This window comes from Sphingomonas sp. Leaf257, from assembly GCF_001422185.1.
Classification (GTDB): domain Bacteria; phylum Pseudomonadota; class Alphaproteobacteria; order Sphingomonadales; family Sphingomonadaceae; genus Sphingomonas; species Sphingomonas yabuuchiae.
Genome location: NZ_LMMH01000006.1, coordinates 32,804 through 45,192, shown reverse-complemented (window position 1 = coordinate 45,192; position 12,389 = coordinate 32,804). Strand labels below are relative to the sequence as shown.

Below are 12,389 nucleotides of genomic sequence, written 5' to 3'. Positions count from 1 at the left end.
AAGAGGTTTTTTATCCGTCGCCTGATTTATTACAGATTCCGCCCCAGCCGCCCCGCCAGATCGACGATATATTGCCATGCCACGCGCCCCGAACGGCTGCCCCGGCGGGTGGCCCAGTTGACCGCCTCATGCCCGTCGAACGGCAGGTCATGGCGTGCTGCATAGGCGCGCACGATCGCCAGATACCCATCCTGATCGAGGGCGTGGAAACCCAGGCTCAGCCCGAACCGGTCGGCGAGTGCCAGCTGGTCGTCGACCACGTCGCGCGGATTGATCGCGCTGTCCTGCTCGCTCAGGTCGCGAGGCAACAGATGGCGGCGATTGGCGGTGACGAGCAGTCGGACATGCGCAGGCCGCGCCTCCGCCCCGCCATCGAGCAGCGAACGCAGCTTGCGCGCCTCGCCCGCTTCGTCGAAGCCCAGATCGTCGATGAAGACGGCAAAGGCGCGGTCGACGCCCTCCAGCATCGCGAACATATCTGGCAGGCTATCGAGCGTATCGACCGACACCAGGGCCAGCCGCCCCGGACGATCCGCCTGGACGGCGGCGACGCCCGCCTTGACCAGCGCCGACTTGCCGGTGCCGCGCGCGCCCCAAAGCAGCACGTCCTGTGCCGCATGCCCGTCGGCCAGACGGACCAGATTGGCGAGCAGGGCCTCGCGCTGCTGGTGCAACCCCTGCAACAGATCGAGCGGCACCGGCGCGAAACTGCGCGCGGCATGCAGCGCCCTGCCGCGCCAGATATAAGCGGGGTGCGCCAGCGGATCGGCGGACGGCGCGGGCGGCGGGGCCAGACGCTCAAGAGCAGCGGCAATACGTTCCAGGACGGGGCTGGCTGGAAAGGGGCTGGCGAGATCGGTCATGGCGCCGCTGGTACGGCACCCCTCCCCTCCTGCCAAGCGCGCGGCGTCAGAGCTGGGCGCGGTGCGCCAGGATCATGGGGTTGCCCGGTGCAAGGGCCAGCGCCTTGTCGAACAGCTGCCGAGCGCCCACGGGCTCGCCCGCCACGGCCAGCGCGCGGCCATAGGCATCGGCCACCCCCGCATTCATCGGCGCTAGCCGATAGGCCGCTGCGGCGTAACGCCGCGCAACCACCCCATCCCCCGCCTCGGCATAGGCAATGGCGAGATCGTGGAGCAGCGCCACGTCCCGCACACCGAGCTGGGTGCGCAGCCCCTCCAGCGTCTCGATCGCGTCATCCCATCGCCCGGCGGCCATCTGCCACTGGGCGAGCAGGCGGCGGGCGGGCACGCTCTGCGGATTCTGCGAAAGATACAGGCCCAGGCTGACCGCCGCATTACGGGCGCGCCCGGTTCGCTGATAGCCATCGACCAGCCGCAACATGGTCGGCTCGTCGAAGGTCAGGTCCGCCGCCCTGGCATAAGGGCCCAGCGCGGCGGCATGTTGCCCGGCGGTGGCCAGGGCATCGCCATAAGCCAGCTGCGCCGCCGGAGCACCGGGGCTCGCGCGGACCAGAGACTGGGCGACCCGGATCGCCCCCGCGCGATCGCCCTGACTTTCCAGCCCCCGGATCAGGCCCAGCGCATAGGTCGGATCGGTCGGAGAATCCGCCGCCGCCATCTTCAATTCGCCGACCGGGCGATCGGGCCGGAAGATCGCGGCGTCGCCCCGCTGCCCGGAGGCGACTCGGTCGCTCAGCACCGATGCGTTCTCGGGGTCGGCCATCATGCCGAGCCGCAGCGCATATCCATCCGCATCGGCCCGCGTCAGGATCGGGCGCAGCGTCGCCAGTGCGGCGGGTCGGTCCCCCGCGCCCAGTTGCGCCGCCGCCAGCAGTTCGCGTGCCGCCACGTTCATGGGCTGCATCGTCACCAGCCGCGCCCAGGCGCGCGCGGCCCGCTGCGGCCGTCCCTGCGCATAGGCGATGGCGCCCTCCAGCATCGCCGTGCCGGGCCGCATCCGCAGCGCGCCGCCGGTGAGCTGGAGCAGTTGTTGCGCCAGCGCATAACGCCCCGCCCGCGCCGCGATGACCGCCTGGAGATAGAAGGCGTCGGGGTTGCCGGGCTGCGACACCAGCGCCGATCGGGTCGCCGCCAGTGCGTCGCTCGCCCGCCCCAGATCGCCGAGCGTCGCGGCATATTGGATCAGGGCCCGTAAATGATAGGCATCCCGTGCCAACGCCGCCCGGAACCAGGGCAGCCCCGCCGCCAGGCCGTAGCGAGCGCGCAGCACCTCGCCCTGCAGGGTCAGTGCATCGGGATCGGCCGGAGCCAGCGCCGCCGCTCGCGCCGCCGCCCGGGACGCTCCGTCCATATCGCCCGCGCCAAAGCGGCTGCGCCCCAGATCGGTCCAGACGCGCGCATCATCGGGATAGAGGGTGACCAAGCCCTGCAGCGCCTGTCGCAGGGGAACGCCGCCATCCTCCTGCGCCGCCACCTGTGCCGCGATTCGCGCCATCGCCGCGTCTCGCTCGGCAGGCATATGGTCGACCGCATCCTGCGCACCCGCCAGATCGCCCTGGAGAAACCGCGCCTCGGCCCGCGCCGCCAGCGTCTGGGCCAGCGGCACGCCGTCCTTCAGCGCGCGGTCGAGTGCGGCATCCGCCGTCACACCCTCGCCCAGCAACAGGCTTGTCCGCGCCAGCATCATCTGCGCCGCCTGCGATCGGGGAGCCGCTTCGGCCGCCTGCCGGGCCTGGTCATGCGCCGCGTGGTAATTGCCCGCTTCCAGCGCGGCCGTGGCACGCCGCAGCGCCTGCGCCGGATCGACCGGCGGCTTGCCGGTATAGACGAGCGCCAGCAACCCGGCCACGGCCAGACCGATGACACCCAGCACGGCCAGGATACGGAGACGCCGCTGGATCGAACGCCGCCACCAGATACGCCGCTTGCGTCGCATCATCGGATAGGGATGCAACCGCCGCCGGTCACGCCCCCTCGGTATCGCCCTCCTGTCCTCGCTCACGATCAGCGCGCGCCCGAGGGCCAGAGGATCACCCGCAACGTCTGAAGAAGGATCAGCGCATCGAGAAAAGGCGAATAATTCTTGGCGTAATACAGGTCATATTCCAGCTTGTGCCGCGCATCGTCGATCGACGCGCCATAGGGATAGTTCAGCTGTGCCCAGCCGGTGATACCCGGCTTCACCATATGACGCTCGGCATAGAAAGGGATTTGCTGTTCGAGCTGCTCGACGAATTGCGGGCGCTCCGGGCGCGGACCTACGAAGCTCATCTCACCCATCAGTACCGACCATATCTGCGGCAGCTCATCGATCCGTACCTTGCGGATGAAACGTCCGACACGGGTGATACGCGGATCGTCCTTCTCTGCCCAGACTGCCTGCCCGGCCAGTTCGGCATCCTGCCGCATCGAACGCAGCTTGGGAATGTCGAAGGGCTGGTTGAACAGGCCGACGCGCCGCTGTCGATAGAAAGCGGGCCCGCGCGATTCCAGCCGGATCAAGATCGCCGTGACCAGGATCACCGGCACCGCGAAGACGAGCAGGATCAGGCTGACCGAAATATCGAAGGCGCGCTTGGCCATGGCCGACCACATGCGGCCCGATGCAAAGCCATCGGAGAAGATCAGCCAGCTGTGGCTGACCGAGGCCAGGTCGATACGGCCCGTCTGCTGCTCCAGAAAAGTCGAAATTTCCGATACATGGACCCCGGTCGTGCGAACGCGCAGCAAGTCCTGATAGGGTAGCGCGCCGCGTCGCTCCTGAAGCGCCAGCACCACCTCGCCCGCTTCGCGTTCGAGCACGAAGGCCGACAGGCTCGGGATGGCGGAACGCGGCACGGCGCGCGGCACCGCATCCTCGTCCGGGCGCATCGCGATCGCGCCGGCGATCACGAAATTCGATCCCGGCTGTTCCGCCAGCGCGGCGATCTGTGCCGCCCGCGCGCCTGCACCGATCAGGACCACCCGCCGCTTGAACCGGTCGCCGCCCAGATATCGCCCCAATATACCACGGACCACGACCAGCAGCACGGACGCGAAGACCATCGAAAAGAACAGGCTGGACCGCCAATAGCTGACGCTGGGAAAGAAGAAGAAGATCAGTGACAGGAAAATCACGCCCAGCGAGATCGCCACCATCAACCGCGCCGCCGCAAACCGCAGCGACAGGAAGGACGCCGCCGTATAAGCCCCCACGGCGAGCAGCGAAATCTGAAGCGGGATCGCGAAGCTAAGCACCTGGGGCAGCCGCTCGATCAAACTGCCGACCGGATAGTCGATCTGATGCGCGCGCAGCACCCAGCCCAGCTCGGCCGCGACCATCAGCAGCAGGAAGTCGACCAGGCCGAGCAGCAGCGCCGCATGGGGGACATAATGTTTGAACAGGCGGATCATCTACCGGACCGACTTCCCCAACGCACCCTAAGCCCCGCTATTGGAGCGACTTTCCATATTTTTGCAGACAATGACAAACGAACCGTGAAGATATGCGTTATGCAGGCGTTACAACCGACCGCTCCACCATGTCATTCCCGGGTGGCGCGAACATTCCTGAGGGGCATTCATGCATAATCCGATCGTGCCGGTCATCCTTTCCGGTGGCTCCGGCACACGCCTTTGGCCCATGTCCAAACCGGAAATGCCCAAGCAGCTTCTGCCGCTGACGTCCGAAGAGACGATGTTGCAGCTTACTGCACAGCGCACCAATTCCAACGACTTCGCCGCGCCCATCGTCGTCGCCGGACAGCGCCACGCCGATATCGTCGAAGCGCAGCTGACCCAAGCGGGCACGCCGCCCCAGGCGTTGATCCTGGAACCGGTGGCGCGCAACACCGCTCCCGCGATCGCGCTGGCTGCCCTGGCCGCCAAGCCCGAGGACGTGCTGCTGGTCATGCCGTCGGATCATGTCATCGCCGATCTCGACGCCTTCCACGCCGCCATCCGCTCCGCGCTGCCGATGGTGTCGCAGGGCTGGCTCGCCACCTTCGGCATCGCCGCCGACAAACCGGAAACCGGCTATGGCTGGATCCAGGTCGGTCGCGAGATCGCACCGGGCGTGCATCAGGTCGCCCGCTTCGTCGAGAAGCCCCGGCTGGAGCGTGCGGAGGCCATGCTGGCGCGCGGCGACTATGCCTGGAACGGCGGCATCTTCCTGTTCCGCGCCGACCGGTTTCTGGAGGAACTGGGGCAGCACGCCCCCGAAATGCTGGTCGCCGCCGAAAAGGCGATGCGCGCCGCCAACCATGAGGGCAAGCGCATCTGCCCGAACGAAACCGAATTCGCCGCCTGTCCGTCGGACTCGATCGACTATGCCGTGATGGAACGCGCCGACCGTGTCGCGGTCGTGCCCGTCGCCATGGGCTGGAACGATGTCGGCAGCTGGGACGCGCTGCACGCGATCAGCGAGCTGGACGGGTTCGGCAACGCCCACCGCGGCGAAGTGCTGGCGATCGATACCAAGAACTGCCTGATCCGCACCGATCGCGTCCGGGTGGCGGCGGTCGATGTGCAGGACCTGATCGTCGTGGCGAGCGGGGACGATATCCTGATCCTGCCGCGCGGCCGCAGCCAGGACGTCAAGAAGCTGATCGAAGCGATGAAGCGCTGATCCCGGCGACCGGGCTGCCCCTCGCCGGCAGCCCGGTCACCCGGTAACGGCTAGGATCTCGTCGATGGTCGTCGCGGTCACACCAAGTCTGGCCAGCCGCTCGAAGACCCTATCCCACCACCGATCGAACATCGCCCGATCGCGGGCATCGCGGACATAGGGCGTATGCCCCGGCTCGAGCGTCGGCGAGTGGAAGGAAAAGGTCAGCAGCCGCACATCATCGTCCACCGCCCGGTCGATCCCCGACAGCGCGTCGGCTATGCTTACCCCCTCGGGTGTCAGGGGAATACGGTTCAGCAGCCCGGCCCGTGCGAGGATACCGTGCCCGCGCGGCCAGCACCCAGCCCGGCGGTACAGCGCTGCCCCGCCCCGCCGGAGCCATCCGGTATAGACGCTGGTCAAGGGCAGTTCGACCATCCCCTCGCGGCGGAAACCATGCGCGTCGATGGCGCTGAAATCCATGCCGCCGCCTGGCCCGTAATCATGGCGGGCCCGCATCGAGCTGTCGATCCGATAGCCCCGCGATGCCAGCAACGAAAGCGAGGCCGGACCCAAGCCGTAACGACCCGACCGGAAAAAACGCGGCCGCGTACCGAAGGCCTCGGCGAGCGTGTCCGTCAACGTGTCGAGCTTGGCGGCCTCCCATTCGATCGGCAGATTGCCCGCATGGCTGGTGAAGGGATCGACGACCTCATGATAGGGCGGCGTCACCCAGCCATGCAGCTGCGCCCCGATCTCGGACCGGCCATCGCCCAGACATTCCGACAATATGTCCACGGCGACGGGGTCCACCACGACCGGATAGTCCACCATGCAGGCCAGACCGACACCGGCCTCGGCAAAGCGGCGATGGGCCGGACCGAAAGCCCGCATCGCCTTGGTCGCGCGATGACGCCGGTCGAGCGGCGCGGTCCAGTCGAACTCCTCCTCGACATCGACCGTCACCAGGAACCGCCGCCCAAAGGCATCGGGCCAGACGATCCGCTCGGCGGCGGAGGCGGCCTCGTGGCGCCGTGGACGAGCGGCGCTGGGCACGATCAGGCGCTCGACGCCTGCCCTGCGCGCCGATCCTCGGCGATGGGCAGGGCCAGTACGACCCGGTGCAGACCGATGGTCAGGCCGCCGCCCATTTCGGCCCCCAGCTTGTCGATCAGGCGCAGCGAAAAGCCCGTGCCCAGCAGCGGCGCGCCGTCACGCTGTTCCTCATCCCCCGCCTCGCTGAGCAGCGCGGCATCTGCCTCGACCGTCAGCGCAAGCGGGCGATCGATCCGCAGCGCCGCCATGCCCTGATCGATCGACAGGCTGGCCGACAAACGCTCGCCGACGACGCAATTGGACAGGAGCACCGAGAACAGACGGGTCAGCAGCCGCTCGCATGCCCGGTCGTCGGCAAGCGCCGAGAGGTTCGCGGAAGACGGATCGAAACGGATTTCGGCACGGCGCAGTTCGGCCAGCGGCCCCAGTTCTCCCAGCACCCGCTGGATCAGCGGCGCGAGCGGAACGATGGTCGGCCGCAACTCCAGCACATGCCCCTCGATCCGTGCGGCGGTGTCGAGATCCTCGACCGAGGCGAGCAGGTCGGCGGCCATCGCGCGGATGGCGCTGGCCCGGTCGCGATAGACGGGCGCCACCGGCCCCAGCAATTCGCTTTCGATCAGCTCGGCAAAGCCCGCGACCGCGTTGGCGGGCGTGCGGAGTTCATGGACCAGCTGGCGCAGCGAATCGGACGAGGATGTTTCGGGCGCCGCCTCGACCACATTGGCCATCTCGTCCCGGCGCGGACGACGGCCGCTGCCGCGATAGCCCGCATAGCGACCCGACGCGGGATCGAAAAAGGGCATGGCCGACACCCGCCACGATCCCGCCGCCGCCGAACTGCCGCCGATCTCCAGCCGCGCGTCCCGGAAACCGGAGCGGCGACGAAAGGCCCCCATCGCCACGCCGTCGAACTGCGCCAGCCCCTGCATCGCGGTCTCGGCGATACTCACGCCGACCAGCGGGCCGCGCGTGACGCCCTCGACGCCCAGGATCAGGCCGTTGGCGTCGGTCTCGAAATCGAAATGGGCGGGCCCGGCATCATTCTGCGTCGCGCCCGTCACTTCCTCGCGCCGCTGGTTGAAGGCGTCGATACGCGCGACGAGATCGGCGATCTCATAGCGGGGCGGGGCGGCGGGGGGCGGAGCGTGGCGCATCGCCTCGGCCATGAAGGGCAGGCTGCGCGCGACCTGGCCCAGCGCGACGAAAGGCGTCGCCGCCTGGGTCGGCAGCGGTTCGAGCAGGATCGATACCGGCGCGGCTTCGGGTTCTTCCACGGGCTCCGGAACCCTTAGCGGCTCTTCCCGGACGGGCGCGGTACGGACCGGTTCCGCCAAGGGTTCGGCCGCGGCTTCCAGCGGCACGGCCGCTGCTTGCGGCGCTGGCTCGGCCGCGCCGGCGATATGCGGCAGGACGAAATCGACCGGACCGAAACTCTCCAGCCCGCGAATCACCATATCGGACAGATCGCGACGGTGCCGCAGGACCGAACGGGTTCGCGGGTTCAGCGCGGGGAGGATGGCCAACCAATCCTCATCCGCCAGTTGCACGCTGCGCAACACGGTCGCGGCGACGGGCAACGTATCCTGGGCGAAGAAAGACACCAGCGTGATGGGCGGGCGGCTGGTGCTCAACATGCGCGCGCTGGCGATGCGAACGCCTTCGGCCACCTTGTCACGCAATTCGGCGAGCCGCTCCAGCATCGGCGGATCGGCGGGCACGCGCCCACGGCTCATCAGGTCGATCAGCTGCCGCCAGGCAGTCTGCGCGCCGAAAGGCGTCGCAGTGTCGGCCGATAAAATCGTTGCCAGACTATCGTCGAACCGCACTGAGCTCCCTTCACGCGTGGCCGGTCGGCCTTCCTGCCGCTTCTATAACGTCCTTATCCTTCCAACTGGTAACCTGCAAATATCCTTATCGGTGCCGTTGCAATGCCCGAGAATTACGGTAGTGCGTAATTTTCTTATAGTACGCCGTCAAAGAGCATAGGGATTCGGCAGTTTATGTGGAGTATCGTGTAATGGCGCTCGATCGCATCGATCGGCAGATCCTGGCGCTGTTGCAGGCCGATGGCCGTATGACCAATGTGGAGCTGGCCGAACGCGTCGGATTGACCGCGCCGCCCTGTCTGCGTCGCGTCCGCGCGCTAGAGGAAGCCGGGGCCATTCGTGGCTATCACGCCGACCTCGACGCCGCACGCCTGGGCTTCCCGATCACCGTCTTCGCGATGGTGTCGCTGCGCAGCCAGGCCGAGCATGATCTGGCCGCCTTCGAGGCGCATGTCGCGGGCATCCCCGAGGTGCGCGAATGCCACATGCTCAACGGCGAGATCGACTTCATCCTGAAGATCGTCGCGTCGGACCTGAAGAGCTTCCAGGAAATTTTGACCGGCCATCTGACGCCCGCGCCGAACGTGGCCAGCGTCAAGACGTCGCTGACCATCCGGACGGCCAAGCAGGTTTCGGGGATACCGATCGAAGCCGATTGATCCGGTTTCGGAGGCGATAAAAAGGCCGGTTCTCCGTGGCGGAGGACCGGCCTTTTTAGTTGGAGGACGTCGCGTAGCCTTCGACTTCGCTCAGGCTGAACGGACGTGGGGATTGTCGGAAGACGCAAGTCCGGCCTGACAGCCGTTCAGCCCGAGCGAAGTCGAAGGCCACGCCCCGCGCTCCGCCAAGAACGGCAAAGGCCCGCGCCCTTTCGAGCGCGGGCCCCATTCCTTACGCCTGGGTCGAGAGCCAGGTGTTCCAGAAGCTCGCCAGATCGGCACGCGGAGCACCCTTGACGGTATCGAAGGCAGCCTTCGCGCCCGCCTTGTCGCCGCTGGCGGCCAGCGCGATGCCGAGGCGGGTATTCACCTCATTGGCGTCGACGCCACCCTTTTGCAGCGCCAGGCGATACAGCTCGGCCGCCTTGGCGTTGTTGCCCTGGCCGTAATAGGCCTCGGCGGTCAGCGCGGCGAGCTTGCCGTCGGCGGCCGACTTGGCGCGCGCCTCGGTCGGGGCGAGCGAGCCTTCCTGGCGGTTCTTGGTCTCGGCGGCGGTCAGCATCGCCTTAGCCGTGGCATTGCCAGCCGGGATCTTGCCGGTCGCCATGCCTTCCTTCAGCACGGTCGCGGCTTCGGCGGGCAGGCCCTTGTCCGTCGCGTACTGCGCGTATTCCATATAGTCGTTCTGGTCGGCCAGCGACTTGGACGCGCGCATCAGGCGGAACAGGTCGAGCTTCTGGTTCTTGTCCAGCGTCGCCAGCGAACCCTGCTGCAGGCCATAGATGACCAGCGCGTTGCGCCAGTTCTGCGGGGTCGGGTAGGCCGCGATCCACTTGCGCATCCAGCCGAGCGTCTCGGGAACCATCTTGGCCTTGTTGGCGCGACCGATGGCGAACTTGTAATAGTCCTCCGGCGCCTTCTGGCCCGAGGCGTTCATCTGGTCGATCACCGACGACAGCTCGGCATTGCCGCCCGCCACGTCGCCCATCTCGATCTTCGACTTGACGATCAGCATCGGCAGGTTGGGATCGTTATAGCCCAGCTGCTTGGCCTGCTGGAAATATTGCAGCGCGATCGGATACTGCTTGCCGTTGAAGGCCAGCGCACCGCGACGATAGACATAGCGCGGCTTGTCGGCCGCCGGGGTCGACGGGCTGTTGATCAGCGCGTCGAGCGGCTTCGCCAGCACCGCCTCGTCGACCGGGGCGTTCGGATTGGCCTGCTGGGCCGCGAACAGCTTGCCCGATTCGAGCTCGTAGCGCATCGCCGCGGCGATATACTTGTCGTCTTCGGTCTTGGCGGCAGCCTCGACCGCGGCGACCAGCGGATCGGCGGCGGCATAATTCTTCTGCTGCAGCACCGGCTGCGCGGCCTGGGCCGCCTTCAGCGCCTCGGGGCTCAACTTCAGGCCACCGGCCGCTTCTTCCTTCTTCTTCTGCGCAGACAGCGGCGCGGTCAGCACGACGCTGCCCATGCCCGTCGCGAGCGCGGCCGCCAGCGCGAGCTTCGGTAGGATTTTCATGCGAATTCTCTCCAAGAATACAGCCGGTCGGTCCGGGATCGTCGATGGCAGGCTTGATAGGGACAGCGCGCGTCCCGTTCAAGCAAAGCGATTGGTGGATGTCCCCTCTATCCAACAACCGCTGAACGCGGATTGAACGCGAACGCTCCCGGCGCTAGCCCGCGCGGCATGATCGCCGTCATCTCCCCCGCCAAGACGCTCGACTATCAGAGCCCCCTGCCCGACCTCGCGCCGACCGCGCCCCATTTCGCCGACGAGGCGCAGACGCTGGCCAAGGCGGCCTCCGGATTGGGCGAGGAGAAGCTCGCCTCGCTGATGCGAATCTCGCCCGCGCTGGCGCAGTTGAATGCCGAACGCTTCCGCGATTTCGCCACTGCGCTGGAGCGGCCCGCCATGTTCGCATTCGCAGGCGACGTCTATTCCGGGCTGGAAGCCAAGTCGCTCGACATGCCCGCAGTCCTGTTCGCGCAAGGCCATCTTCGGATGCTTTCGGGCCTGTACGGCCTGCTCCGTCCGCTCGATGCCATGCGCCCCTATCGGCTGGAGATGGGTACGCGCTGGGCGCCGGGTGGTGGCAAGCTGACCGACTGGTGGGGAGACCGCATCGCCGAGCGACTGACCCAAGAGGTCGAGGCAGAGGGTTCCGGCACCATCCTGAACCTCGCCAGCCAGGAATATTGGCACGCGGTCGAGGGCAAGCTGCCCGCCGCCATCCGGGTCATCGCGGTCGATTTCCGCGAGGGCGACCGTTTCATAAGTTTCCATGCGAAGAAGGCGCGCGGCGCCATGGCCCGCTGGATGATCGAACATCACGTCACCGATACCGATGCGATGCGCGGTTTCGATAGCGACGGTTATGCGTTCGATGCCGAGGCGAGCACGCCGACCCTTTGGAGATTCGTGCGATGAGCGAGTGGAAGCAGGCGGTCGTCATCGGTGCCTCGGGCGGGATCGGCCAGGCGATGGCCGATGCGTTGGAGGAAGAGGGTGTCCGCGTCACCCGCCTCGCCCGCTCGATGCCGGGTGACGGCCACATCGATATCGAGGACGAAGCAAGCATCGCCGCCGCCGCCGAACGCATCGCCAAGGGCCCTGCCCCCGATCTGGTGATCGTCGCCACCGGCCTGCTGCATGACGGAGAACGGGGGCCGGAAAAGGCGCTCGACCAGCTTTCACCCGAATGGCTGGCACGCAATTTCGCGGTGAACGCGATCGGCCCGGCGCTGGTCGCCAAGCACCTGCTGCCGTTGATGCCGCGCACGGGCAAGACGCTGTTCGCGGTTCTTTCAGCGCGGGTCGGGTCGATCTCCGACAATCGCATGGGCGGCTGGTACGGCTATCGCGCGTCCAAGGCCGCGCTCAACCAGTTCGTTCGGACGCTGGCGATCGAGCACAAGCGTCGCAACGACCGCTCGATCGTCGTCGCGCTGCACCCCGGCACGGTCGACACCGCGCTGTCCAGGCCGTTCCAGGGCAATGTCCGCCCTGGTGGCCTGTTCGCGCCCGACCGCGCGGCGGTGCAACTGCTCGACGTGATCGACGGGCTGAAGGCTCCCGACAGCGGCAAGCTGTTCGACTGGGAAGGCAAAGAGGTTCAGCCTTAACCATTCCTCCCCTGCAAGGGGAGGAATAGCCTATGCCCCTGATTATCATTCAGATTACAGCATTGTAACATTTGCGACATCCAGCCGAAACCACTGAAATTCCATAAGACCCTTGCTGGCCGCTGTTTACTCCCGTCGGCGGCCAGCGCCTCCAAAGTCCCGCGAACCTGCTGCCGAGGGGGGGGAGCATATTCCGTCGGGCCTGCCCCCG

General features: G+C 67.1%; 10 protein-coding genes. 4 read left to right on the top strand and 6 right to left on the bottom strand.

The features are described from left to right. Positions 1-29: 29 nt before the first annotated feature. The 3 genes from ASF14_RS06115 to ASF14_RS06105 all read right to left on the bottom strand — a co-directional run bounded on the left by ASF14_RS06115 (position 30) and on the right by ASF14_RS06105 (position 4,316). Positions 30-863, bottom strand: coding sequence for an ATP-binding protein (locus ASF14_RS06115; RefSeq protein ID WP_056432940.1), 834 nt, complete (start codon positions 861-863; stop codon positions 30-32). A 46-nt stretch (positions 864-909) separates the two neighbouring features. After that, on the bottom strand, positions 910-2,862 hold the full coding sequence (locus ASF14_RS06110) for a tetratricopeptide repeat protein (RefSeq protein ID WP_056432937.1): 1,953 nt from the start codon (positions 2,860-2,862) through the stop codon (positions 910-912). 65 nt (positions 2,863-2,927) lie between these two features. Next, complete coding sequence (locus ASF14_RS06105) at positions 2,928-4,316, bottom strand: TIGR03013 family XrtA/PEP-CTERM system glycosyltransferase (RefSeq protein ID WP_056432935.1); 1,389 nt, start codon at positions 4,314-4,316, stop codon at positions 2,928-2,930. A gap of 169 nt (positions 4,317-4,485) precedes the next feature. Between ASF14_RS06105 and ASF14_RS06100 the strand changes: the two genes are divergently transcribed. Then, entirely contained in the window at positions 4,486-5,529 is a 1,044-nt protein-coding gene (locus ASF14_RS06100) for a mannose-1-phosphate guanylyltransferase/mannose-6-phosphate isomerase (protein ID WP_082442103.1), read from the top strand. Between the two features lie 36 nt (positions 5,530-5,565). Here ASF14_RS06100 and ASF14_RS06095 read toward each other — a convergent pair whose 3' ends face one another. Together ASF14_RS06095 and ASF14_RS06090 are read right to left on the bottom strand one after the other, a co-directional pair. After that, on the bottom strand, positions 5,566-6,564 hold the full coding sequence (locus ASF14_RS06095) for a WalW protein (protein WP_201780549.1): 999 nt from the start codon (positions 6,562-6,564) through the stop codon (positions 5,566-5,568). A gap of 2 nt (positions 6,565-6,566) precedes the next feature. Beyond that, the gene (locus ASF14_RS06090) at positions 6,567-8,393 is read right to left on the bottom strand and encodes a sensor histidine kinase (RefSeq protein WP_056432929.1); all 1,827 of its coding nucleotides are present in this window, start codon (positions 8,391-8,393) and stop codon (positions 6,567-6,569) included. Between the two features lie 191 nt (positions 8,394-8,584). Between ASF14_RS06090 and ASF14_RS06085 the strand changes: the two genes are divergently transcribed. Then, positions 8,585-9,052: an Lrp/AsnC family transcriptional regulator gene (locus tag ASF14_RS06085; RefSeq protein ID WP_042487895.1), complete on the top strand. Its 468-nt coding sequence runs from the start codon at positions 8,585-8,587 to the stop codon at positions 9,050-9,052. A 232-nt stretch (positions 9,053-9,284) separates the two neighbouring features. Here the strand turns inward: ASF14_RS06085 and ASF14_RS06080 are convergent, their stop codons facing one another. Beyond that, complete coding sequence (locus ASF14_RS06080) at positions 9,285-10,574, bottom strand: hypothetical protein (protein WP_056432928.1); 1,290 nt, start codon at positions 10,572-10,574, stop codon at positions 9,285-9,287. Positions 10,575-10,742: 168 nt separating this feature from the next. Here ASF14_RS06080 and ASF14_RS06075 point away from each other — a divergent pair, with 168 nt between their 5' ends. Then, on the top strand, positions 10,743-11,483 hold the full coding sequence (locus ASF14_RS06075) for a YaaA family protein (protein WP_056432925.1): 741 nt from the start codon (positions 10,743-10,745) through the stop codon (positions 11,481-11,483). Then, positions 11,480-12,178, top strand: a complete 699-nt coding sequence (locus tag ASF14_RS06070) for an SDR family NAD(P)-dependent oxidoreductase (RefSeq protein ID WP_056432922.1) — start codon at positions 11,480-11,482, stop codon at positions 12,176-12,178. Before ASF14_RS06075 ends, ASF14_RS06070 begins: the two co-directional genes overlap by 4 nt. The last annotated feature ends 211 nt before the right edge of the window (positions 12,179-12,389 follow it).